The organism is Nonomuraea sp. NPDC050451 (assembly GCF_044458585.1).
The window spans coordinates 1-23,972 of record NZ_JBITHZ010000013.1; the positions used below are offsets into that span (position 1 = coordinate 1).

Sequence of the window (23,972 nt, forward strand, 5' to 3'; positions counted from 1 at the left end):
AGCGCTCAACGAGCTCGAGATCGCTTATCCGGGAAGGATCAAGTAAATCAGATAAAGAGCACTCTTCGTTACTCAGAGTAGGACTTTACACACTTCAGGTGACAAGCTCACGTCTGGAGTCTGGGGTCACATCTGGGGTCGTGGGGCTTGGGTGGGGCGTAGGGCGTCGGGATTTGGGGCGTCGGGGCCGTCCGTCGGGTGTCGGGTGCGGCGCGTCGGATTGGGGCGTCTGTGTCCGACGTGGGGCGTGACTGTCGAGCGTGGGGTGTCGGGTGTCAGATGTCGGGCCTGCGGAGTGGGTGTCGGGCGTGGGGCGTCGGGTGTCGCCTGTCGGGTGTGCGGAGTGTGCGGCGGGGGTGTCCGGCGTGGGCCTGGGGCGTGGGTGTCGGGCGTAGAGGTTGGCGTCGGGGGGCAGGCGGCGGGGGCCGGGGACGTCAGGTGTCGTCCTGGAGGTCCTTCTGGAGCTCCTCCTGGAGGACTTCCAGGAGGAGCTCCCCGTACTTCGCGAGTTTGTTCTCGCCGACGCCGTTGATGCTGCTCAGCTCCGCCAGTGAGGACGGTCGGGCGGTGGCGATCTCTCTCAGGGTCGCGTCGTGGAAGATGACGTACGCGGGCACCCCCTGCTCCTTCGCGGTGGCGCCCCGCCACGATCGGAGTCGTTCGAAGAGGGGGGTCGCTTCGGCGGGGAGTTCGGCCACTGCCTGGGCTTTCGATGAGGTGGCCACCTTGGCCCGGGCGGGGCGTAGGGTGTCGCGGCGCAGCAGCACCTCGCGCTGCCCCCGTAGCACCGAAGCACTGTCGTCCGTCAGCACCAGCGCTCCGTAGTCGGACTCGACGGCCAGCAGTCCCTGGGCCAGCAGTTGCCGGACCACCCCGTGCCACTCCGCGTTACCCAGGTCGGTCCCCACCCCGAACACGGTCAGTGTCTCGTGGCCGTGCTGCAGCACCTTGGCGGTCTTCTTGCCGAGCAGGATGTCGACCACCTGCCCCACCCCGAACTTCTGCCGCCGCTCCCGCGCCAGCCGCAACACCGTCGACAGCACCTTCTGGGCAGGGACGGTGCCGTCCCAGGATTGGGGCGGGCTCTGGCAGGTGTCGCAGTTTCCGCACGGTTCGGCGCCCTTCTGGCCGAAGTAGTCGAGCAGCATCACCCGGCGGCACCCTACGGTCTCGCACAGCGCCAGCATGGCGTCGAGGTGGACCACCTGGCGGCGACGGTGGGCGTCGTCGCCCTCCATGGCCATGCGCCGGTGCTGGACGACGTCCTGGAGGCCGTACGCCATCCACACCGTGGCAGGGAGGCCGTCACGGCCCGCGCGCCCGGTCTCCTGGTAGTAGCCCTCGACCGATTTGGGCAGGTCGAGATGGGCGACGAAGCGTACGTCGGGCTTGTCGATGCCCATGCCGAACGCGATCGTGGCCACCACGATCAGCCCGTCTTCGCGCAGGAAGCGGGACTGGTGGGTGGCACGGGTGCGGGCGTCGAGACCCGCGTGGTACGGCACGGCAGCGATGCCGTTGTCGACCAGGAACTCGGCGATCTTCTCGACCGAGGAGCGCGACAGGCAGTAGACGATGCCGGAATCGCCGGGATGCTCGGTGCGCAGGAACTCCAGCAACTGCCGCTTGGGCTCGCTCTTGGGCGTGATGCGGTAGTGGATGTTGGGGCGGTCGAAGCTGGCGACGAAGTGGCGGGCCTCGCTCAGGCCGAGCCTGGAGGAGATCTCGGCATGCGTGGCCGGGGTGGCCGTGGCGGTCAGCGCGATGCGCGGCACATCGGGCCAGCGCTCGTGCAGCGCGGACAGCTCGAGGTAGTCGGGACGGAAGTCGTGCCCCCACTGCGCCACGCAGTGGGCCTCGTCGATGGCGAACACCGAGATCTCGCCCTTGGCCAGCAGCCGCAGCGTGGCGTCCAGGCGCAGCCGCTCGGGGGCGAGGTAGAGGAGGTCGAGCTCGCCGGCCAGGAACTCCGACTCGACCAGCTGCCGCTCGTCGAAGTCCTGCGTGGAGTTGAGGAACCCCGCGCGCACGCCGAGCGCCCGCAGCGCGTCGACCTGGTCCTGCATCAACGCGATCAGGGGTGAGATGACGACCCCCACGCCGCGGCGGACCAGGGCGGGGATCTGGTAGCAGAGGGATTTGCCGCCGCCGGTGGGCATGAGGACGAGCGCGTCGCCGCCGGCCACGACGTGTTCGATGATCTCCTGCTGCCCCGCCCTGAACGAGTCGTAGCCGAATACGCGGTGCAGAACGTCGGTGGGGGTATCCATGTGGCTACCTTACGTGTTCGCGGGTGAGCGTTTCGTGATTTCCGCCGACGGCGATCGGGGGCTCCAACGCGCTCGGCTTGGCTTCCCCCAGTTTGCCTGACGGTGATCGGTCCATGAGCCGATAAGGCGCCCTCCGTCCTTTGCCCTTCTTCCCTCACCGTTCGATCTCCGAGTCACGCTGTCCGCGCTTCGGCCTGGGGTCTCTCAAGGGGTCCCGTTGAGGGAAGGGGCTGAGGTCCTTTGAGCCTCCCAGCGGGTGGGAGGGGGGCTGAGGTCCTAGCGGGGGGCCCGTCGGCCGGGAGGGGGCTGAGGTCCTAACGGAGGGTGCCGTCGGGCAGGAGGGGCTGAGGTCCCTAAGGGATCCCATCGGGGAGGAGGGCTGAGGTCCTAAAGGGGTCTCACCGGAGAGGAGGGCTGAGGTCCTTCGAGGGAGAGGCTTCGCGCGCGGGGGCGCGGCGCGGGGGATTGAGGGCGGAGTGCGCCTTGGAGTGGCTGGGTGAGGGCGGGGAAGCGTCAGGGCGGTGGCTGTTGGGATTGAAGGGGTCAGGTCAGGCTGCGGCGGGAGGCGGGTTGGGCATGACCGGGGCCGAGGGGGATTGCGCCTTGGGACGTGGGCGGAGGTGATGGCGGGGTGCGGCAAGGGCTGGGGCTGCTGGGGTTGACGGCGGGAGCGAGGGTGGGGGCAGGCGGCAGCGGGGCCGGGGTCAGGGCTGGCGCCGGGGAGTGGTCAGGGTGAGGGTTTGCTGGGGTGGTGAAGGAGTGGGCGGCGGGGTTTTGCGGGGCGGCGTGGTGAAGTGGTGGAGGAGTGATGTGGGGTCAAGCGGGGGGCGGGCCTGGTGAAGTGGGGGCGGGCCTGGTGACGTGGTGAAGGAGTGGGGTGGGATTAGGCGGGGGTGGGGTTGGGGTGGGAGTTGCGGTGGTAGGCGATCAGGGAGAGGGCGCCCAAGGCGCAGGCTGCTGCCACTGCTCCCATCACCGCCGGATATCCGGCGAACTGGGCGATTCCGGCAGCCAGAAGCGGTGCGACGGCCTTGGCGACCGTGATGGGTAGCGCGAGTGCCCCGCTCAGTGACGCGTACGCGCCGGTGCCGTAGCGGTCGGCCAGGAGGGCGGGGCGGGCGATCGTGCCCACGCCGAAGCCCAGCCCGAAGAGGACCACCCCCGCCACGGCACCCGCCGTGCTCCTGCCGATCAGCGGCAGGAGCACCGCCGACAGACCCTGCACCCCGAACATCACCGCCGTGATCAACGCCACCGACCAGCGGCCCTGCAGGCCGGTGGTGACGAGCCGGCCCGTGACCGACAGCACCCCGAGCAGGCCCGCGACGCTGGCGGCGAAGACGGGGGCGTGGCCGAGGGCGATCAGGTATGTGACCAGCAGGACGCCCATGACCGCGACCGCGCCGGTCTGGGTCAGGAAGGCCGCCGCCAGCAGCCAGAAGGGACGTTCGCGCACGGCCGCCCCGACGATCTCGCGCCGGTTCACCTGTGGGGGCGCGGCCCGGCTCCGTACGGCCAGGGCGTGCAGCGGCACCGAGGTCAGGGCGTATCCGGCGGCCAGGATGACCAGGGCCTGGCGCCACCCGTACAGGTCCACGAGAAAGCCCGTCAGTGGCAGGAAGATGCTGGACGCGAATCCCGCAACGACGGTCACAGCGAGTAACGCCCGCGCCCGCCTGGTCGCGTCGAACCAGGCCACGATCACGGCGAAGGCCGCCTCGTACAGCACCATCGCCGACGCCACGCCCAGCACCCCGCAGACCAGGTACAACTGCACCACAGAGCGCACCTGCGACCACGCCAGCACCGCCAGCCCGCCCAGCACCGACCCGAGGGTCATAAGCCCGCGCCCGCCGTGCCGGTCGAGCCAGCGGCCGATGAGTGGTGCCGCGACCCCCGACACGAGTACGGCCAGGGTGATCGCTCCGGTGAGCTGCGCGACCCCGGCGTGGAGGTCCCGGGACATCGGGGGGATGAACACCGAGAACGCGTAATAAAGCACGCCATATCCGGCGGTTTGCGTGACCGAGAGGGCGCCGATCATCCACATTGGGGACTTCGGCACGGCGGCGTCGATCACTCCAGCATCGTTCCCGTTCACCGGTCAGAAATACGGTGATAAATGTCACTTACCCCAGTCGGGAATAGCGCAGGGTGAAAGCGGAATAGCGTCGAGTCATGACCTTTTCCTACGTGGTGACCGGCGGCGGGCGTGGCATCGGAAGGGCCGTGGTCGAGCGGCTCCTCGGCGAGAAGGACACCGTGGTCGCCGTCGAACGCGACCCCGACGCCCTCGCCTGGGCCGGCCCCAGAGTCGTCCCGCTGATCGGCGACGCGGCCGACGAGGAGGTCGCCGCCTGGGCCGCCGACCTGGCCCAGGAGGCGGGTGTCCTGCGCGGCTGGGTCAACAACGCCGCCGTGTTCCGGGACGCCTCCGTCCACACGTCCCCGATCGCCGAGGTCAGGGCCCTGATCGCGGCCAATCTCGACCTCGCCGTGGTGGGCTGCGCCACCGCCGTACGCCACTTCCTCACAGCCGGTACGCCCGGCGCCATCGTCAACGTCACCTCCCACCAGGCCACCAGGGCGGTGCCCGGCAGCCTCCCCTACTCGACCGCCAAGGCCGCCACCGAAGGCCTGACCAGGGCACTGGCCGTGGAGTACGGCAGGCACGGGATCAGGGTCAACGCCGTGGCCCCGGGCTCGGTGGCCACCGAACGGTACGAGGCGTTCCTGGAGTCGCAGACGCCGGAAGCGCGGCAGGCCGTCGAGGAGCAGCTGGCCACGCTGCACCCCCTCGGCCGGGTCGCGACCCCCGCCGAGGTGGCCTCCGTCGTGGCGCACCTCCTCTCGGACGAGGCGGCGTTCGTGAACGGTGCCACCATCCCCGTGGACGGCGGTCGCACGGTGCTGGGACTCGATCCGGAAGCCCGGGAATGAAAACCGTTGTCACCTGGTTGTGCGGGCCATGAAGAAGAACCTGCACCCCGCGTACGGCCCCGTCGTCTTCCGTGACCCGAGCGTCGGGTTCGCGTTCCTCACCCGCTCGACCCTCACCAGTGACAGGACGATCGAGTGGGAGGACGGCAAGACGTACCCGGTCGTCGACGTGGACGTCTCGTCCGCCAGCCACCCCTTCTACACCGGCCGCGGCCGCATCCTCGACACCGCGGGCCGCGTCGAGCGCTTCAACCAGCGTTACGCGAACCGCCGCAAGTGACGACGCGCCCCCGCGGGCACAGGTGTGCCCGCGGGGGAAGCCACGCCGGTCCGCCATCGGGGGCATGCCTGCGCTACTCGTGGGTAAAAGGTGGTCACCGGCATCGGAGCAGTGGTGATGGCGATGAGTCTCTCTGGAAAGGAACGCCGCATTCTCGCTGAGATCGAGCAGGCCCTTGAGCGAGAGGACCCCGAGCTGGCCAAGCGCGTCGCGGCGATCAACAAGATCGAATCGGACGGGGACATCTTCCCCCGGGCGTACGGTGATCGCCTGCGCATGTGGGTGCTGGCGCACGTCTGGATGATCTTCACGGCAGGCGCGTTGCTGATCGTCCTCCTGCTGCTCGCCGTCCTGACCACCTGACGGTCAGCGGCGCCGGCGCAGCAGCGCCAGGTCGGCGGCGGCCACGATGGCCACCGCGGCGGCGATCGCCGCCTCCCAGCGCCAGACCTCCGCCCCCGTGCTCGCGGCACGCACCGCGAAGAACACCGCCGCCGCCACCCCCAGCACCAGCGCGACCATCGACAGGATCCGCCGGGCGCGCAGCGGGCTGCGTGCGGTCAGTGGCTCCGTGCCCGCCCGGTTACGCAGCCACATGGAGAGATCTCCTTTCCGAACGGTCAGGCCAGGCACCTCAGGGCCGCGACGATGCGCGGGTCGATCCCGTGCGACGCGGGCAGGCGCCCCACCGTGGCCTCCACGAACTCCGGGTACGACAGCGAGGCCGTGACCCCGTTCACGGCGGCCCAGATCTCGTCGGCCGTCTGCTCCACCTGCACCTTGGCCTCCTGCTCGGCCAGCACGAACCGCCCCACCGCCACCCGCCACAGCGTCCGGTCGTCGGCCTCGGCGTCGGAGACGGGCGCGCCGACGTCGTCGGCGTGGGTGGCGTACTCGGAGTCGTAGTGGAAGGCCTGCCGGCCGCACGGGTAGGGCCCGGCCATGGTGTCGATCAGCCCGTCGGGGCCGAACTCGCGCATGCGGCGCCGGGTCTCGCCGTTCTGGACCCGCCACTCCTCCAGCACTTCCGCCACGGGCAGGTCGCGCCGCTGCCGCACCGACCACTCGTTGAAGTCGTTGTAGCCGGACACGCCGGCCTTGGAGAGCCGGGTCAGCAGATCCTGTACGCCTCCGTCGAGGCAGGCGTGGTTGTACAGCTCCTCGCCCGCCAGGTGGCCCAGCACGTCGCGGACCGACCAGCCCTCGCATCGGGACGGCCGCCGCCAGCCGGCCTCGTCGAGCCCGCTGAAGAACCGGTCGAGCCGGGCGGCCTCCGCGTCGAAGATGTCGAACGGGTTGAAGTGTTTGAGCAGCTCGTCGGCCATACTCCGGAGCTACCCGCTACGTGCCCGCTTTCACGGCCATCGATCCGATGGCGGACCTGACCCGGTCGTACTCGTCGGCGCAGGAAGGCACCCGCTCGGGCGGGACCCAGCCGCCCTGGGCGATCCGGTCGTACTTGCCGGGGTCGGCGCCGTACAGGAGGCAGGAGAACGTGGCCGACTCGGGCGGCCCCGACAGGTGGTCGATGCCGGCGTGGCCGGCGAGCAGGTGGCGGGCCTCGGCGGCGGCCACCACGCGCTTGGGCGCGTCGGACGCGAGCGTCAGCGCCGCGAACTGGTCGGCCTGCTCGTCGCTGTCGGCCAGGCCGTTCAGCGTGGTCAGGGCGTGGCCGAGCTGGTGGTGGAAGAGCACGGACAGCGCGCCGTCCATGCGGGCCGACCTGGTACGGGCGTCGGTCTCCTCGGTCTCGGAGATGCCGTCCATCACGCGGCGCACCTTGTCGACCAGCTGGTAGCAGATGGTGATCCGGCGCTCCTCCTGGTCCCAGGTGGCCTCCGCCGTGTCGCAGTCACGGGCGACGACCTTGACCGGCGCGGGCAGCCGGATCCGGGTCTTGAGCGCGTCGCTGTCCTTGAGGAGCTTCCTGGCCTGTTCGGCGCGCGGCGAGCCGGGCTGCTCGTAGCGTACGGACAGTGCGGATGAAGGCGCCGCCCCCAGCGTGCTCGTCATGCTCAGGACGAGGGCGAGGAGGGGATGCGGCATACGAGGCTCCTTCGGGGGACGGTAGATCCACGCAATGCGACTGTCCATGCACGCAAAGCGTGATCCCTAAACCTGAGGGGCCCCGAAAAGCCGGAAGGCCCGGCCCCTGGGAAGGGACCGGGCCTCCGTGTCATGGATTAACGACGCCACCAGCTGCCGTAGACCCGCACGTAGTCCGTGCGGCTCTTGGAGCCGTCGAGCTCGTCGTTGCCGTCGAACACGGCGCGGAAGGTGCCGCTCTTGTAGGCGCGGGTCTCGGCGTAGAACTTGCCGCCCCACTTGGTCTTGGCGGAGGCGACCCACTTCCAGCCGCTGGAGCCGTTCGCGCGGAAGTAGACGTTCACCTTCTCGCCGCGGACGCCCTCCCAGCCGTCGTCATCCACCTGGAGACGGCCGGAGAACTCGATCGTACGACCCTTGCGGATCTTGTACGGGTCGGCGGAGAAGCGCGAGATGCGCGTCTCGGCCTTGCTCTTCTCGACCTCGACCGAGAAGAACGCCGTGTCCTTCGCGATCTCCTTGCCGGCGGAGTCGAAGGCTACAGCGGTGGCCTGCCACTTGCCCTCGGGGTCGCCCTCGGTGAAGCCGACGGCGAAGCGCCAGCCCTCGAGGTCCTTGACGTCCTTGGCGCGGAGCGTGCGGGCGCCCTCGGGCGCCACGCTGAGCTCGACCTTCTTGACGTCGGAGCTGGCCCCGATGTCGAAGTACGCGGTCGTCTCGGAACCGGGCTCGATCACGACCGGGTTAGGGTCGATGTCGCGGATCTTGAGCTGGGTGTCGACCTTGGTGGCCGCCGAAGCAGTGCTCGCGCCCGACATAAGCATGGCCCCGCCCACAAGGGCGGAGACGATACCAAGTGCGATCTTTCTCATGAGGGTGCTGATTCCTCTCCCCGTATTGACTTGGAGCCGGCTCGGGGTGGCCGACCCCTTTACTACTTTGAGCCATGAGAAGGGGAAAAGGTTGGCTAAAGTTACAGAAAATATTTGATCACGTCGGCAACCAGGGCTTATGCGGGAAAAGTACTTGACCGGCTACAGTCTGGCGCATGACCGACGTCTACACGCTCGGCGAGCCCTTGGGTGTCGTCTCCAGCGGCCGGGTTCGCCATGAGAGCGAGGCCCGGCTGGACGTGTGCGGGCCGGAGTTCACCCTGGCCATCGCGCTGGCCAGGCTCGGGCACCGCAGCGCCTTCCTGGGCAAAGTTGGCGACGACGAGCTGGGCGCGAGGGCGCTCACCGCGCTCAGAGGCGAGGGTGTGGACGTCGCGGACATGCGCGTGTCCGAGGGGCTGCGCACGGGACTGATTCTCAGGGAGACCCGAGTCGGCCGTGCACAGAGAGTGACGCAGTACCGCGCGGGCTCGGCGGGTTCGCGGCTCACTCCCGGGAACGTGCCGATCGACCGGATCGCAGCGTCGAAGATGCTCCACGTGACCGGTCTCACGGCGGGCCTCGGCCGGGACGCGCTCGACGCGGTGCGCACCGCCGTGAGCGCCGCGAAGAACGCCGGGGTGATGGTCTCCTTCTCCGTCGACTACGTGCCCGAGCTGTGGCCGTCGGTACGCGAGGCCGAGGAGGTGCTGGGCGAGCTGGCCTGCGACTCGCACCTGCTCTTCCTCCGCCAGGACGAGCTCGACCTGGTCAAGCCCGCGCTCACGCCGGAGCGCGAGGTCGTGGTGGACCGCGGCGCCAAGGGCGCGAGCGTGCGCGCCGACCGGATGCGCTACGACGTGCCGGGCTGGCAGGTCCCCATCGTGGACACGGCCGGCGCGGGGGAGGCGTTCGCGGCCGGTTACATCAGCGCCGCGCTCGACGGCCTCATCCCCCAGGAACGCCTGCACCGCGGGGCGCTGTTGAGCGCCGCCGCGGTGACCAGCGTCAGCGACTGGCAGGGACTGCCCACCAGATCAGATCTCTAGTTGGTGGTCAGGGTGAAGGTCGAGGTGGTGTTCTTGATGTTCTGGAAGTTGTTGGCGAACCTCAGGTTGTTGATCGTGGCCGACCCGACGGCGGGGCCCTGCCCCGGCTCGGGCATCTCGTTCACCCAGATGCCGAACCCCGACTTGGCGTCGAAGGCGTCGCCGCTCTTCTGCGCCCCGCTGATCGACACGTTCGTGAGGATCGTGTCCTTGACCGGGTTCAGCGGCGCGCTGCCGGAGTAGCCGGTCTGGAACATGATCCCGCTGTACGTCGGGTCCACGATGTCCAGGTTGTTGACGCGGATGCCCTGGAACACCTTGGACGAGGAGAACAGCCACAGCGCCGGGAACGTCTGCTGCCCCCAGAAGTGCCCGCCGGCCCGGACCAGCGAGATGTTGTCGAACGTCGTCGGCGGGCTGGCGCCGAACCCGTTCATCGGGATCCCGAAGTCCAGCGAGCTGATCGTGACGCCCGGGTAGGTCAGCGTGTCGGCGACGTAGATGTTCCTGAACGTGTTGTCGTAGCCGCCGTACACGGCCACGCCCGCGGCCCGCCAGGTGAGCAGCGAGGTCAGGTTCTCGAAGACGTTGCCGGTCTGCTCGCCGGGGTTGTTGTCGGTGGCCGAGAACAGCGCGAAGCTGTCGTCGCCCGTGGCCCTGGCCTCGACGTTGGTGACGTGGTTGCCGGTGCTGCCGTTGGTCATGTTCAGGCCGTCGGCGAACAGGTTGCGGATCCGCGAGTTCTTGATCGTGATGTTGTCGGTGTTCGTGCCCCAATAGAGGCATATCTGGTGCTCGGCCCAGACATTGTCGATCGTCATGTTCGCCACGTTCGCGAAGTCGAAGACCTTGCCGGGGCCGTCGATGCGCGAGGTGTAGTTGCCGAAGTAGGCGAAGTTCGCGAACGTCGAGCCGTTGGCCGAGGCCTCCGTGCGGAAGCCCACGTCGGTGTTGTCCTGCCCGGCGGGGGAGTAGAAGCGGGTGAACCAGGGCCCCGCGCCGACGATCTTGACGGACTTGCCGTACACCTGGAACTTGCTCGACGTCTGGTAGTCGCCCTGCGGCAGGTAGACGCCGGTCAGGTTGGCGTCCATGCGGGCCTTGTCGAGCGCGTTCTGCACGTCCTGGTGGGTGAAACCGGTCGGTACGGCGTACTTCGCCGGGTCCGGGTTCGCGACCGGGGCCGCCTGCTCGAAGTCCACGAAGTCGATCGCGTACGTCTGGTTGTTGGCCGCGTCCTTCTGCAGCCTGATCGTGCTGCCCTTGGGCACGGTGGCGCCGAGGAGCACGTTCGCCTCGTCGTAGATGTGCCTGGGCGGTCCCGAGCCGGGCGAGTTGTTGGGACTGGCCTCGGCGCCGTAGAGCCAGGCGTAGCGGGAGGTCAGGTTGACGGCCTTGAGGAACGAGCCGTTGACGTAGACGTTCAGGGTCGAGTTGAGCCCGCCGCCGCCCGCCGCGTCGGGCATGGAGAAGCGGGTGACCAGGGTGTTCGTGTCCGCCCTGGTGGTGAACTCGACGTACGCGCCGGTCTGGTTGAGCGTCACCGCGCGCCGCCCGGACGCCTCGCCGGCGATCGTGCCGATCTCCCTGCTCGGGCCCACGCGCGTGGCCCCGCCGCCGATCACGGCGTCCTCGGCCTCGTACGTGTCGTACGGCATGTTCGCGCCGCGGCCCACGAACAGCGGCAGCTCGCTGGTGTTGTTGGCGCGCTTGACGGGCAGCTCGTTGGCGTCGTCGGCGAGCACCGTCTTCACCGTGTACTTGCCGTTGGCCGCGGTCCACGTGCCCAGGCTCACCGGGCTCGTGGTCGCGCCCGCCGCGATGGCACCGCTGGTGGAACCGGTCAGGGTCTTGACGACAGTGCCGGAGTCGTTCGTGACGGTGAGCGTGATGCCGTGGGAGCCGCCGCTGGAGGCCACCGTGCCCTGGTTCTTGATCGCCACCGAGAACGTCACCGTGTTGCCCGCGGCCGGGTTGCCCGGCGTCCAGGCGACGGGGGAGGCGACCAGGTCGGCCGTGTCGACCGGCTTCACGGTCAGGGTGCCGGTGGCCGTGTTGTTGGCCTCGTTCAGCTCGACGACCTTGCCGTCCTCGTCAACCTTGGCGGAGAGCTGGTAGGTCCCGGCGTCCCTGGCGCCGATGTTCGCGGACACGGTGGTCGACGCCCCTGCGGCCAGCGCGCCCACGCTCGCGCTGCCGACCTTGGTCGCGCCCGCGTAGAAGTTCACGGAGGTCGTGGCGGCGGCCGCGGTGCCCGAGTTCCTGACCGTGGCCGACAGCGTGACCGCGTCGGTCTCGACCGGTGCGGCCGGGGACGACGAGAGGTCGCTCACGGTCAGGTCGGGATTGGCCGACGGGGTGCCGAAGATCTGGAACTCGGCCACCTGGCCGCCCGGCGCGCCCGAGTTGGCGGTGATCTGCAGCCGGACGTCGGCGGCCTTGCCGGTCACGGGGATCGTCACGGAGTTACCGGTGGCCGGGTCGAAGGTGTAGACGGCCTGCGCGACCAGGGTGCTGAAGGCGGTCGCGCTCTGCTCCCGGCCCAGCACCTGGATGGTCTGGGTCCGCCTGGCCCAGGCGGGGTCGGGGTTGAGCTTGAGGGTGACCGAGGTCAGGTCGGCGTTGGCGCCGAGCTGCACGGTCAGCGTGTTGGGGTAGGCCGCGCCCTCCCAGTACGTCTGGAGGTTGTCGTCGTTGGCGTTGGCGGCCACGTACGTGTGGGTGTGCGAGGACTCGGTGATCGGCTTGCCGAGGGCCAGGTTGCCGCCGGTCGGCGGCGGGTCGTCCGGCGCGCTGCCCCACACCTCGAACTCGGAGAGCTGGCCCGCGGGCCAGCCGGTGTTCGCGGTGATCTGCAGCCGGACGTGGCGGGCGGTCGTGGCGGCGAAGGTGATCGTCGCGGTCGGGTTGAAGGTGTACGTCGCCGAGGCGACGATCGTGCTGAAGGCGGAGCCGTTCGTGCTGCCCTGGACGGTCAGCGTCTGGGTACGGCCGGGCCAGCCGGACGGCAGCTTCAGCACCAGCTTGTTGACGCTCGCGCTCACACCGAGGTCGACCTGGACCCATTGCGGGAAGGCGTTGTTGGCCGACTCCCAGTAGGTGGCCTGGTTGCCGTCGGTCACGTTGGGGGCGGAGTAGACGTCGGTGGAGCTGCTCGCGGTGGCGGTCTTGCCCGTCGCGAGGTTGGTGTCGGCCGCCGCGTAGGCGGGTGCGGCAAGGAATCCGATGGCTAACGTAAGGGCGGCTAAGAGTGCTCTCATGGGGGTGGCCCTTCCGGGTAAGTCGGATGGCCGAACCATAGGATGTCGAGCAGATAGCCGCAATATTTCGACGAGATTTCGCAAACAGTCGACTGACAAGAATCGGCTTCTACGGTCTCCCTCTGCTGGTCAGGAACTCGCCAGGGCTGGGGAGACAGCTGCGGAGGCGGTGCAAAGCCCGACGTCGTATCGACGTAAGCCGTTGCAAGCGCTTGCGCTGAAGGCCGTATAGTTTGCGCATGACGCGACGACTCGCAGAGGTGGCCAAGAAAGTCGGAGTCAGCGAGGCGACGGTGAGCCGCGTGCTCAACGGCAAGCCAGGAGTCTCCGACGCGACCCGCGAGGCCGTGCTGACCGCCCTCGACGTGCTCGGCTACGAGCGCCCCACCCAGCTGCGCGGCGACCGGGCCCGGCTGGTCGGCCTGGTGCTCCCCGAGCTGCAGAACCCGATCTTCCCCGCCTTCGCGGAGGTGGTCGGCGGGGCGCTGGCCCAGCAGGGGTTCACCTCCGTGCTGTGCACCCGCACAGTCGGCGGCGTCTCCGAGGCCGACTACGTGGACCTGCTGCTCCAGCAGCAGGTGAGCGGCGTCGTCTTCGCCGGCGGTCTCTACGCCCAGGCCGACGCCGCGCACGGGCACTACGAGCTGCTGCACGAGCGCAAGCTGCCGACCGTGCTGGTCAACGCGGCCGTCCAGCACCTCGACTTCCCGCAGGTGTCGTGCGACGACGTGGTGGCCGCCGAGATGGCCCTGGCCCACCTGCGCGCGCTCGGCCACGAGCGGGTCGGCATGGTGCTCGGGCCGAAGGACCACATGCCGTCGCGGCGCAAGCTGGAGACGTTCCAGGCCGAGGGTGGGGATCCCGGGCTGGTCGAGCACACGATGTTCTCGCTGGAGGGCGGGCACGCGGCCGCTGCCCGGCTGGTCAAGCGCGGGGTGACCGGCGTGATCTGCGCCAGCGACCTGCTCGCGCTGGGCACGATCCGGGCGGCCCGCCGGGCGGGGCTCGCCGTCCCGGCGGACATCTCGGTCATCGGCTTCGACGACTCCGCCCTGATGAACTGCACCGAGCCCCCGTTGACCACGGTCCGCCAGCCGATCGACGCCATGGGCCGGGCCGCCGTGGACCTGCTGGTCGCGCAGATCGACAAGGCGGTCGTGTCGGCGGACGAGCTGCTGTTCGAGCCCGAACTCGTCGTCCGCGCCTCCACCGCCCGCGCCCACCCCTGACCCCGCTCGGTCGCCATCCGAAGGACCTCGCCCCGTGCGGCGGGTCAGGGGCGCTGGTGCAGTCCCTCGTCCCCTTCCTCCCGAAGAGACCTCAACCCGTCTGATGGGTCAGGGTCGCCGGGGCCTCCGCCCCTCCTCCCGCAGGGGGCTCAACCCGTGTGATGGGCCCCCTCCCCTCCTCCCGAAGGACCGCAACCCGTGCGGTGGGGCAGGACGTCGCGACATCGGCTTAATGCAGTCGTTATCTTGCAATATGCAGTCGAAATCTTGCGAACATCCGTCCCCGATCCTATGGTGTGGGCACCTCGCATCAGAAGGGTCAGACCAATGCGGAGATCCACTGGGCTCTTGCTCGTATCCGTGCTCGGCCTCTCAGCCACAGCCTGCGGCTCCGGCAACCCCGCCACCCCGTCAGCCGGAACCGACGCCGGCGCCAAGGCCGTGACGATCACGGTGGCCTGCCAGCCCGCCAAGTCCGCGCCGAAGGAGCGCCAGGCCTGGGACGACGACGTGGCCACGTTCATGAAGGCGCACCCGGGCGTGACGGTCAAGAGCACGGACCAGCAGCCCTGCTTCGACCCCAAGACGTTCGGCCCCAAGCTGGCCGGAGGCCAGATGGAGACCGTCTTCGTGGTCCCGGTGACGAACTACAACGACGTCATCGGCCAGGGCCAGGCGCTCGACATCACGCAGTACACCGGCACCATCAAGAACTGGAACGACCTGCGCCCCGACGTGCGCGAGCTGGTGACCAAGGACGGCAAGGTGTACGGCGTGCCGAACGTCCACTACGGCGTCGGCCTGGTCTACAACCGCGCCCTGTTCACCAAGGCCGGCCTCGACCCCGACACCCCGCCCAAGACGTGGGCCGAGGTCCGCGAGGCGGCCAAGAAGATCGCCGCGCTCGGCGCCGGCTACGTCGGCTACGGCGAGTACTCCGGCGGCAACACCGGCGGCTGGCACTTCACCCAGGCCATCTACGGCCGCGGCGGCAGCATCCTGACCCCCGACAACAAGAAGGCCGCGTTCAACTCGCCCGAGGGCAAGGCCGTGCTGCAGAACCTGCACGACATGCGCTGGGTCGACAACAGCATGGGCAACAAGCTCCTGGTCGGCTGGGAGTCGCTCATGATGGCCATGGGCAGCGGCAAGGTCGGCATGATGCTGGGCGCGCCCGACGTGGTCACCGACGTGGTCAACAAGTTCAAGGGCAACGTCGCCGACTACGGCATCACCGGCTTCCCCGAGGCCAAGGCGTCGCTGAGCGGCGGCGAAGCGTTCATGATCAACCCGAAGGCCACCCCCGAGGAGGCCAAGGCGGGCCTGGAGTGGCTCGACTTCCGCTACAACACCGTCGGCAAGGGCCGCTTCGACTTCGCCCGCGGCAAGGCCATCGGCAACCCGGTCGGCGTGCCCGACAACGCCGTCTACGGCGACTCGGCGACGGGCAAGGCCATCCAGGCCGACCGCGAGAAGAACGCCTCGCTGCCGGTCACGAACTACGCGCCGTACGTGCAGGCCGCCGCGACGATCCCGCCGAAGGCCGAGCCGGTGCACGCGCAGGAGCTTTACGCCATCCTCGACGTGGTCATGTCGGGCGTGCTGAGCCGTAAGGACGCCGGCGTCGACCAGCTCCTGTCGGACGCCGAGACCAAGGCGAACTCCATGCTGGCGGCCAAGGGCTGACCTTGATGGGAATCTTGCGGCGCAACCTGACGGCCTACGGGTTCCTCTGCGCGGCCCTGTTCTGTTTCACGGTGTTCGCCTGGTATCCGATGGTCAGGGAGTTCATCCTGAGCTTCCAGAAGACCGACCTGATCAACCCGCCCACCTGGGTGGGGCTGGACAACTTCGAGGCGGCGGTCCAGGACCCGGCCTTCGGCGAGGCCTGGCTGAACACCGTGGAGTTCACGCTGCTCGCGCTGCTGTGCGGCTACGCCGTGCCGTTCGCCGTCGCGCTCGTCCTCAACGAGCTGCGCCACGCCCGGGCCTACCTGCGGTTCGTGGTCTACCTGCCGGTCATGCTGCCGCCGATCGTGGCGGTGCTGCTGTTCAGGTGGTTCTACGATCCGGGGCCCGGGCTGTTCAACCAGGTCCTGGACTTCTTCCACCTGCCGCCGCTGGCCTGGCTGGACTCGTCGTCGACCGCCCTGATCTCCCTGGTCCTCGTCTCGACCTGGATGAACATGGGCAGCGCGACGCTGATCTACCTGGCGGCGCTGCAGAACATCCCGCCCGAGCTGTACGAGGCCGCCGAGCTCGACGGGGCCGGGATCTTCAAGCGGATCAGGCACGTCACGATCCCGCAGACCCGGCTGATCCTGCTGCTCATGCTGATGCTGCAGATCGTGGCGACCATGCAGGTGTTCATCGAGCCGTACATGCTGACCGGCGGCGGCCCGGAGAACGCGACCGTGAGCGTCGCGTACCTGATGTACCAGTTCGCGTTCTCGCAGATGAACTACGGCCAGGCAGGCGCGCTCGGCATGCTGCTCATGCTCGCGCTCCTCCTCTTCGCGGCCTTCCAGCTCAGGACGACCCGTGAGGACACGGCATGACGGCGACCGAACACAGGCGGGCCCCGGTGTCCGAGCCACCCGGCAGGGCGCGGCCGAAGCGCCGGCGAAGGCCGCCGAAACCGATCCAGGTGCAGTTCCGCACGATCGTCTCGCCGCACCAGCTCAACAGCAGGTGGGGCCGGCGGATCTACTGGTTGGTGCTGATCGCCGTCATCGTGGTCTTCACGCTGGCCTTCGTCTTCCCGCTCTACTGGATGGTCACCGGCGCCATGAAGACGCCGGAGGAGATCGCCCAGATGCCGCCGTCGCTCGTCCCGGCCGACCCGGCGCTGGACGCGTTCTTCGAGGCCTGGGAGCTGTTCGACATCGGCACGCTGCTGGCGAACACCGCGTACTACTCGCTGGGCGCCTGGCTGTTCTCCATGGCGGTGGACGTCACGGCGGCGTACGCGCTGTCGAAGCTGCGCCCGATGTTCGGCAACGTGATCCTCGGCGCGATGCTGGCCACGCTGATGATCCCGCCCATGGTCATCCTCATCCCGCTCTACGTCACGATCGTGGACCTGGGGCTGCTCAACAACGCGTGGGGCCTGTGGTTCCCGGCGGCGGCGAACGGCTTCAACATCTTCCTGCTCAAGCGGTTCTTCGACTCGATCCCGCGCGAGCTGATCGAGGCGGCGCAGATCGACGGCGCGGGCCCGCTGCGGGTGCTGTGGTCGGTCGTGCTGCCGGTCTCCAGGCCGATCCTGGGCGTGGTCTCCATCTTCACGATCGTCACCGCGTTCAAGGACTTCGTCCTGCCGCTGCTGGTCATGACCGACAGCGAGAAGATGACGATCAGCGTGGGCCTGTCGCAGACGGCGGGCGCGGTGACCCAGAACCAGATCATGGGCGGCCTGGTCATCGCCAGTATCCCCATGATCATCGTCTTCTTCGTCTTCCAACGACACATCATGGCGGGGCTCACCGCCGGAAGCATCAAGGGATAAGCGCATGTCGCAAACGTGGTGGCGGGGGGCCGCGATCTACCAGGTCTACCTGCGTAGCTTCGCCGACGGGAACGGTGACGGGATCGGCGACCTGGCCGGCCTGCGCTCCCGCCTGCCGTACCTGAAGGATCTCGGGATCGGCGCCATCTGGCTGAACCCGTGGTACCCGTCGCCGATGGCCGACGGGGGCTACGACGTGGCCGACTACCGCGACATCGAGCCGGTCTTCGGCACGCTGTCCGAGGCCGAGCGGTTCATCGAGGAGGCGCACGAGCTCGACATCAAGGTCATCATCGACGTGGTGCCGAACCACAGCTCCACGGAGAGCGCCTGGTTCAAGGAGGCTCTGGAGAACCCCGCGGCGCGGGACCGCTTCTGGTTCGCCGACGAGCCGCTGAACGACTGGCAGTCCATCTTCGGCGGCTCGGCCTGGACCCAGGTCCCCGACGGCCAGTGGTACCTCCATCTGTTCGCCCCGGAGCAGCCGGACTTCAACTGGACCAATCCCGAGGTCCACCAGGAGTTCGAGGACGTGCTGCGGTTCTGGTTCGACCGCGGCGTGGACGGCGTGCGCATCGACTCCGCCGCCCTGCTGATCAAGTCGGACACGAAGTACGAAGACCTCGACGAGGTCCACGACGTCTACCGTCGGTGGCGCGAGGTGGCCGACGAGTACGGCGAGCGCATCCTGATCGGGGAGGTCTGGCTCCCCGACCAGGAGCGTTTCGCGCGCTACCTCCGGCCCGACGAGCTCCACACGGCCTTCAACTTCGACTTCCTGTCCTGCCCGTGGGACCCGGCCGAGCTGCGCAGGGTCATCGACCTGACCCTCGCCACCCACACGCCCATCGGCGCCCCGCCGACGTGGGTGCTGTCGAACCACGACGTGACGCGCCCGGTCACCCGGTACGGCCGCGCCGACACCACGTTCGCGCACGGGGGCCGCCTCCACGGCACCCCCTCCGACCTGGAACTCGGCTACCGGCGGGCCAGGGCGGCGGCCCTGCTGGCCATGGCGCTCCCCGGCTCCGTGTACGTCTACCAGGGCGAGGAACTGGGCCTGCCCGAGGTCGAGGATCTCCCGGACGAGCTCCGCCAGGACCCGATGTACGCCAGGTCGGGCGGCTCGAACCCGGGCCGGGACGGCTGCCGCGTACCGCTGCCGTGGTCGGGCGAGGAGCCCCCGTTCGGCTTCGGCGCGGGCACGCCGTGGCTGCCGCAGCCGGAGGCGTGGCGCAAGCTGACCGCCGAGGCCCAGCGCACGGACCTCGGCTCGATGCTCAACCTCTACCGGGCGGCCCTCGGCCTGCGCCGCGACCTGCTGGGGGACGGCACGTTGACCTGGCTCCCGACGGGCGGCGAGGTCCTGGCCTTCACCAGGGACTCGGGCCTGACGAGCGTCACCAACCTGGGCCCCGGCCCGGTGCCGCTACCCGCGGGCCGGCTCCTCCTGTCCAGCGGCGCCCTGGAGGACGGCGCCCTGCCCTCCGACACCACGGCCTGGCTCACGCGGGACTGACCGCAGCGCGACCAGCCCGGCGGCGGCCAGCGCGAGGCACAGCCACGCGAACCAGTCGCCGAACCGGGCGTACACGGTGGGGCCGGGCCCCGAGGGCACGTCGGCGAAGGCCATGACGAACGGCTGCCGCGTGCCCTCGGTGTCCCGCTCGGCCAGCACCCGGCCCCACGGGTCCGAGATCATCGGCGTGCCCCACTGCGCCGCCCAGGCCACCGAGAGTCCGGTCTCCACGCCGCGCAGCAGCCCCATCAGGCCGTGCTGCCGGCCGTTGCCGAACTCGTCGGCGGCCGGCACCGCCATCAGCCGCGCCCCGGCGCGGGCGTAGTCGCGGATCGGCGCGGGGAAGTTGAGGTCCATGCAGTTGGCCAGGCCGACGTGGTCACGCGCGAAGACGAGCGTGTCCCCGCGCCGGAACGGCTCCCCGGGCGCGAAGTGCCACTTCGTGTAGTAGACCGGCGCGAGCCCGCCTGCCGGGAGGTCCACCGAGTAGTTGTACTTGATCTCCGGGGTCGTGTGGACGACCCCGATCACCACGTCGATGTTCCGATCGCGGGCGATCTCGCGCAGCGGCGCGAGCGCCGGGCCCAGGCTCGCCTCGTCGGTGCCCAGCGTGCCCTCGGGCAGCACCACCGTGTCGATCCCGGCGGGCAGCCCGGCGATCTGCTTGACGTACTCGCCGACCAGCGCCTTCCCCTCGGGGCTCGCCGCGCCGGGCGCCCACTGGTAGCGGGTGGCCGACAGCACCGCCACCTGCCGCCAGGCGGTCGAGTCCGCGCCGGCCAGCCGTACGACCCCGAAGACGAGCACGAGCAGGCACGCCGCCGCCCCCACCACGCCGGTACGCAGCCGCGCCGCCGCGGCCGCCCCCGGCCACAGCACCGCCGCGAGGGTGGTCGGCGCCAGCAGCACCACGTACTCCACGCCCCAGGCGCCGGTCACCGAGGCGATCTGGGTCACGACGGGCACGTCGGCCACGGACGTGGCGAGCGGCCAGATGATGCCCGTCGGGTTGGCCAGCACAGTCAGGTACATGAGCGCCACCCACAGGGCGGGCGGCGCGCAGGCGGCGAGCATCGTCAGCCCGCGCCGGGCGAGCGCCCTGAAGAGCCAGACCGCCAGCCCGAACAGCAGCGAGCAGCCGAGGATGATGCCGATCCCGATGGGCTGCGGCACCGATGGTGTGCGCAGGAAGAAGTTCAGCTGGTTCGTCATCCCCAGCAGGAACGCCAGGAACGAGAGGGCGAACGTCGCCCTGCCGCTCGCCCGTGACGCCAGGAGCAGCATCGGCAGCGGCGCCAGCCAGGTCAGGGCGGGGATCGGCGCGAAACCCGTACCGAAATAGAAAAGCACCGCGGATAAAAGCGGCGCGGCAATCCTGAGCACCATGTATACACCGTAAACAACAAAGTATACGGTGTCAACAGAAGGTGATCATGTGGCGCACATGCACGTGACGAACGCGTCCACCAGCCTCCGCACGGCCTGCCGCCGGTCGCCGCGCCGCCAGACGACGGCCAGCCTGCTCGGCGGCAGCCCCACCATGGGCCTGCTGGCCACGTCGTCGCGCCGGTAGAGCTCGGCGTTCCCGGCCGAGACCAGCACCACGGCCCGCCCGGACGCGACCAGTTCGAGCGCCTCCTCGGCCGTCTCCGCCTCCGCCCCCACCACGGCGGGCGCCGGCCGCTGGTCGGTGGCCAGCCAGAAGTCCCGCATGGGCCCGGCGGAGACCGGCAGCGCCACGAACGCCTCTCCGGCCAGGTCGGCGAGCGTGAGCTCGGAGCGGGCGGTCAGCGGATGGGTGGCGGGCAGCGCCACCCAGCGCTCCTCCGTGCTGACCACCGTCCAGTCGTACTCGCCGTGACCCGGCATGGGCAGCCACGCGACGGCCACGTCGACCTGGCCGTTGCCCAGCCCCACGGTGGGGTCGCTCCACGGCACCTGCCGGAAGCGCAGGTCCCAGCCGGGCAGCGCGCACGAGATGGACGGCACGAGCCCGCGCCCGATCCGCGTCTGGAAACCGACGACCAGCGTCCGCTCCTCGCGCGCCGCCGCCACCGCCCGCTGCGCGCCCTCCCACTGCTCGATGATCTGCCGAGCCTCGGGCAGCAGCGCCGCCCCCGCCGCCGTCAACGCCACGGTACGGCGGTCGCGCTCGAACAGCCTGGCCCGCATCGACAGCTCCAGCTGCCTGATCTGCCTGCTCAGCGAGGGCTGCGAGATGAAGAGCCGCTCGGCCGCCGCCCGGGTGAAGCTCAGCTCTTCGGCGACCGCCACGAAATACCTGAGATCCCGAATATGGGCATCCATAGCAAAAAGCTATAACAGCCAGTCTTGGACGGCCGGGGGAGCCGCCACCCACGATGGAGCGCATGAGAGATTTGTCAGGAAAGACGGCATTGGTAACCGGAGCGTCGCGCGGAATCGGACGGGCCATCGCCGAGCGCCTGGCCGCCGACGGGGCCCGCGTGATCGTCCACTACGCCAGCAACGACGACCTGGCCCAGAAGACGGTGGCCGCGATCGAGGGCGCGGGCGGGCAGGCGTACGCGGTGAAGGCGGCCTTCGAGGACGGCGTGGACGCGTTGTTTGAGGGCATCCGGGGGGAGCGGCTGGACATCCTCGTCAACAACGCCGCCATCCTCGCCGGGGTCCTGGGCACGGTGACCGAGGAGCAGTTCGACTGGGTCTTCGCGGTGAACGTGCGGGCGCCGTACTTCATCATCGAACGCGCCCTCCCGCTCCTGAACGACGGCGGCCGGATCATCAACATCTCCTCGGCCGTCGTCCGTATCGCCCTCCCGGACCTCGTCTACTCGATGACCAAGGGAGCCCTGGACACGCTGGGCTTCAGCCTGGCGCCCCTCCTCGGCGACCGGAACATCACCGTGAACACCGTCTCCCCGGGCGTCACGGAGACGGACATGAACGCCTGGCTCCGCGAGGACGACGGCGCCGGCGAGCGCGCGGTCACCGAGGTGACCGCGCTGGGCCGCATCGGCCGCCCGGAGGACATCGCGGACGCCGTGGCGCTGCTCGCGGGCGAGGAGTCCCGGTGGATCACCGGGCACGTCCTGGACGTCACCGGCGGCTACTTCCTCGGCCCGCGCGGCGGCGTGGTCCCGGTCTAGCGTCCTCCCGCTTCAGCGGGTGGCGCCGCTGGGGTCCCGGAGCCACGCCTCCAGCGTCGCGCGGGCGTCGGCCGCCCCGGCGGGCAGCCGCAGTGCCCTGACGAGCATCCACAGCGTCCCCTGCAGCCCGCGCGCCGCGAGGAACTCCCGCAGCTCGGGATCGTCGGGATCATGCCCGTAGGCCCGGACGGCCGCCCGGCCGTCGAGCCGCTTCGTGCGCAGCAGGCAGGCCAGATCCCACTCGACGGGCCCGGCCATGCTCTCCTCGAAGTCGTTCCAGAGCAGCCCGGCGGGGGTGGCGAGGAGGTTGCCGGGATGCGCGTCCCCGTGGACGGCCTGCGCCGTCCGCCCCGCCAGCCGCCCCGCCAGGCCTGCGTGCGCGTCCCGTAGCCGCGCCAGCACGTCGGGTGGGACCTCCCCGTCGAGCAGCTCCAGCAGCCGCAGCGGCTCGTCGAGCACCGGCCCGAGATAGGGCAGGTCGCCGGGAAAGCCCCGGAGTGCCTCGTGCAGCTCGGCGAGCGCCCGCCCGGCCGTCTCCGGGCTCAGCTGATGGCCGGGGTCGTGCTCGACATGCGTCCAGAAGGAGACCGCGACCCCGTCACGCAGATGCGGCCCGGCGGGCAGCAGGTCGCTCGGCGGCACCACCGGCACGCCCTGCCCGTGCAGGTAGGACACCACGTCCAGCTCGCGCCGCAACGCGTCGGCGGGCCGCGCCCGCCCCAGCGCGGTCACCGTCGGCACCCGCGCCACGATCGGCGCCGGGCGCAGGTGGACCCGGAGGTTGAACGAGTCGTTGAGGACCACCGGATCCACCACTCGGATGCCGTGCTCCTCGGCCAGGGCGACGGCGGCGGCCACCGCGGGGATCACTTAGGCGGACTCCCTGATCACCAGCTCCGTGGGCATGATCACCGGCTCGGCCGGGCCGCCCTCGAACAGCCCGAGCAGGAGCCCGACCATGGCCGCCGCCTGCTCGGCCACCGGGTGCCTGAGCGTCGTCAGCGGCGGCTCGGTGTATTTCGCCGCCTCGATGTCGTCGAAGCCCACCACGGCCACGTCGTCGGGCACCCGGCGCCCGGACTGACGCAGTGACTGCAGGGCGCCTACGGCCATCAGGTCGTTGGCCACGAAGACGGCGTCCAGGTCGGGGTCGTCGCGCAGGAGCTGCCGCATCGCGATCGCGCCCGACTCCCGGGTGAAGTCGCCGATCGCCACGATCGACCTGAGGTCGGAGTCGCGCAGCACGTTGCGGTAGCCGGCCAGCCGGTCCTGGCCGCCGATCATGTCCTGCGGACCCGCGATCGTGGCGATCCGGCGCCGTCCCGTCTCCACCAGGTGCCGGACCCCGATCTCCGCTCCGCCGACGTTGTCGTTGTCGACGTACGGGATCTCCACGGGAACCGCGGGCCGCCCGTAGGAGACCACGGGGACGCGCAGGCGCGACAGCGCGGCCGGCAGCGGGTCGGCGCCGTGCATGGAGATCAGCATGACCCCGTCGACGTGCCCGCCCGCGATGTAACGCTCCACCCGGGCGTGGCTCTTGGCGGAGGAGGCCAGCATGAGCACGACCTGCTTGTTCACCGCCTCGAGTGCCACGGATGCCGACCTGATCGCCGTGGAGAACATCGGGTCCTCGGAGAAGACCCGGGTGCCCGGCTCGCTGACGACCAGGGCGATCGAGTCGGTGCGCTGGGTGACCAGGCTGCGCGCGGCCGAGTTGGGGACGTAGCCCAGCTCGTCGATCGCGCGCTGCACGGCGTCGCGGATGTGGGGCGCCACCGTCGTCTGGCCGTTGACGACCCGGGAGGCGGTGGCGCGCGAGACCCCCGCCCGGGCGGCGACCGCCTCGAGGGTCGGGCGTCTCATGACTG

Annotated in this window: 21 protein-coding genes; 10 read left to right on the top strand and 11 right to left on the bottom strand. The window is 69.9% G+C overall.

The genetic code is table 11. The annotated features are described in order from the left end of the window. Positions 1-434: 434 nt before the first annotated feature. On the bottom strand, positions 435-2,270 hold the full coding sequence (gene recQ / locus ACIBI9_RS33565; RefSeq protein WP_397227945.1) for a DNA helicase RecQ: 1,836 nt from the start codon (positions 2,268-2,270) through the stop codon (positions 435-437). An 883-nt stretch (positions 2,271-3,153) separates the two neighbouring features. Further along, a complete protein-coding gene (locus ACIBI9_RS33570; RefSeq protein WP_397227947.1) occupies positions 3,154-4,371 on the bottom strand; it encodes an MFS transporter in 1,218 nt (405 codons plus the stop codon). Positions 4,372-4,448: 77 nt separating this feature from the next. Between ACIBI9_RS33570 and ACIBI9_RS33575 the strand changes: the two genes are divergently transcribed. The 3 genes from ACIBI9_RS33575 (at position 4,449) to ACIBI9_RS33585 (ending at position 5,853) form a co-directional block, all read left to right on the top strand. Further along, a complete protein-coding gene (locus ACIBI9_RS33575) occupies positions 4,449-5,210 on the top strand; it encodes an SDR family NAD(P)-dependent oxidoreductase (protein WP_397227949.1) in 762 nt (253 codons plus the stop codon). A 28-nt stretch (positions 5,211-5,238) separates the two neighbouring features. Beyond that, entirely contained in the window at positions 5,239-5,490 is a 252-nt protein-coding gene (locus ACIBI9_RS33580) for a type B 50S ribosomal protein L31 (protein WP_397227951.1), read from the top strand. A 123-nt stretch (positions 5,491-5,613) separates the two neighbouring features. Beyond that, positions 5,614-5,853 (top strand): DUF3040 domain-containing protein, encoded by a 240-nt coding sequence (locus tag ACIBI9_RS33585; RefSeq protein WP_397227953.1) that lies wholly within the window; start codon positions 5,614-5,616, stop codon positions 5,851-5,853. Positions 5,854-5,856: 3 nt separating this feature from the next. On the opposite strand, the gene ACIBI9_RS33590 is transcribed toward ACIBI9_RS33585, so the two are convergent. The 4 genes from ACIBI9_RS33590 to ACIBI9_RS33605 form a co-directional block, all read right to left on the bottom strand. Next, positions 5,857-6,087, bottom strand: a complete 231-nt coding sequence (locus ACIBI9_RS33590) for a DUF6343 family protein (protein WP_397227955.1) — start codon at positions 6,085-6,087, stop codon at positions 5,857-5,859. A 23-nt stretch (positions 6,088-6,110) separates the two neighbouring features. After that, positions 6,111-6,815, bottom strand: coding sequence for a maleylpyruvate isomerase family mycothiol-dependent enzyme (locus ACIBI9_RS33595; protein WP_397227957.1), 705 nt, complete (start codon positions 6,813-6,815; stop codon positions 6,111-6,113). Between the two features lie 16 nt (positions 6,816-6,831). After that, the gene (locus tag ACIBI9_RS33600) at positions 6,832-7,536 is read right to left on the bottom strand and encodes a DUF4344 domain-containing metallopeptidase (RefSeq protein WP_397227959.1); all 705 of its coding nucleotides are present in this window, start codon (positions 7,534-7,536) and stop codon (positions 6,832-6,834) included. 137 nt (positions 7,537-7,673) lie between these two features. After that, complete coding sequence (locus ACIBI9_RS33605; RefSeq protein WP_397227961.1) at positions 7,674-8,408, bottom strand: hypothetical protein; 735 nt, start codon at positions 8,406-8,408, stop codon at positions 7,674-7,676. A 176-nt stretch (positions 8,409-8,584) separates the two neighbouring features. On the opposite strand from ACIBI9_RS33605, the gene ACIBI9_RS33610 reads away from it, so the two are divergent. Continuing rightward, positions 8,585-9,457, top strand: a complete 873-nt coding sequence (locus ACIBI9_RS33610) for a sugar kinase (protein WP_397227963.1) — start codon at positions 8,585-8,587, stop codon at positions 9,455-9,457. Here ACIBI9_RS33610 and ACIBI9_RS33615 read toward each other — a convergent pair. Beyond that, positions 9,454-12,717 carry a discoidin domain-containing protein gene (locus tag ACIBI9_RS33615; RefSeq protein WP_397227964.1) on the bottom strand — a complete coding sequence of 1,088 codons (3,264 nt, stop codon included), beginning with the start codon at positions 12,715-12,717 and terminating at the stop codon, positions 9,454-9,456. The two genes, ACIBI9_RS33610 and ACIBI9_RS33615, sit on opposite strands and share 4 nt — an antisense overlap. A 239-nt stretch (positions 12,718-12,956) precedes the next feature. On the opposite strand from ACIBI9_RS33615, the gene ACIBI9_RS33620 reads away from it, so the two are divergent. The 5 genes from ACIBI9_RS33620 to ACIBI9_RS33640 all read left to right on the top strand — a co-directional run bounded on the left by ACIBI9_RS33620 (position 12,957) and on the right by ACIBI9_RS33640 (position 18,973). Next, positions 12,957-13,946 (top strand): LacI family DNA-binding transcriptional regulator, encoded by a 990-nt coding sequence (locus tag ACIBI9_RS33620; RefSeq protein ID WP_397227966.1) that lies wholly within the window; start codon positions 12,957-12,959, stop codon positions 13,944-13,946. A 360-nt stretch (positions 13,947-14,306) separates the two neighbouring features. Continuing rightward, the gene (locus ACIBI9_RS33625; protein WP_397227968.1) at positions 14,307-15,632 is read left to right on the top strand and encodes an ABC transporter substrate-binding protein; all 1,326 of its coding nucleotides are present in this window, start codon (positions 14,307-14,309) and stop codon (positions 15,630-15,632) included. A gap of 5 nt (positions 15,633-15,637) precedes the next feature. Next, the gene (locus ACIBI9_RS33630) at positions 15,638-16,504 is read left to right on the top strand and encodes a carbohydrate ABC transporter permease (RefSeq protein ID WP_397227970.1); all 867 of its coding nucleotides are present in this window, start codon (positions 15,638-15,640) and stop codon (positions 16,502-16,504) included. Positions 16,505-16,593: 89 nt separating this feature from the next. Further along, positions 16,594-17,454: a carbohydrate ABC transporter permease gene (locus ACIBI9_RS33635; RefSeq protein ID WP_397227972.1), complete on the top strand. Its 861-nt coding sequence runs from the start codon at positions 16,594-16,596 to the stop codon at positions 17,452-17,454. A gap of 4 nt (positions 17,455-17,458) precedes the next feature. Next, entirely contained in the window at positions 17,459-18,973 is a 1,515-nt protein-coding gene (locus ACIBI9_RS33640) for an alpha-amylase family glycosyl hydrolase (RefSeq protein ID WP_397227974.1), read from the top strand. Here ACIBI9_RS33640 and ACIBI9_RS33645 read toward each other — a convergent pair. Then, positions 18,884-20,359, bottom strand: coding sequence for a nitrilase-related carbon-nitrogen hydrolase (locus ACIBI9_RS33645; RefSeq protein WP_397227976.1), 1,476 nt, complete (start codon positions 20,357-20,359; stop codon positions 18,884-18,886). The two genes, ACIBI9_RS33640 and ACIBI9_RS33645, sit on opposite strands and share 90 nt — an antisense overlap. Positions 20,360-20,404: 45 nt before the next feature. Beyond that, positions 20,405-21,280, bottom strand: coding sequence for a LysR family transcriptional regulator (locus ACIBI9_RS33650; protein WP_397227978.1), 876 nt, complete (start codon positions 21,278-21,280; stop codon positions 20,405-20,407). A gap of 62 nt (positions 21,281-21,342) precedes the next feature. Between ACIBI9_RS33650 and ACIBI9_RS33655 the strand changes: the two genes are divergently transcribed. Next, positions 21,343-22,101: an SDR family oxidoreductase gene (locus tag ACIBI9_RS33655; RefSeq protein ID WP_397227980.1), complete on the top strand. Its 759-nt coding sequence runs from the start codon at positions 21,343-21,345 to the stop codon at positions 22,099-22,101. A 12-nt stretch (positions 22,102-22,113) separates the two neighbouring features. Here the strand turns inward: ACIBI9_RS33655 and ACIBI9_RS33660 are convergent, their stop codons facing one another. Next, a complete protein-coding gene (locus ACIBI9_RS33660; protein WP_397227982.1) occupies positions 22,114-22,971 on the bottom strand; it encodes a phosphotransferase in 858 nt (285 codons plus the stop codon). Further along, positions 22,972-23,967 carry a LacI family DNA-binding transcriptional regulator gene (locus tag ACIBI9_RS33665; RefSeq protein ID WP_397227984.1) on the bottom strand — a complete coding sequence of 332 codons (996 nt, stop codon included), beginning with the start codon at positions 23,965-23,967 and terminating at the stop codon, positions 22,972-22,974. It abuts the gene before it with no gap. Positions 23,968-23,972 lie beyond the last annotated feature (5 nt).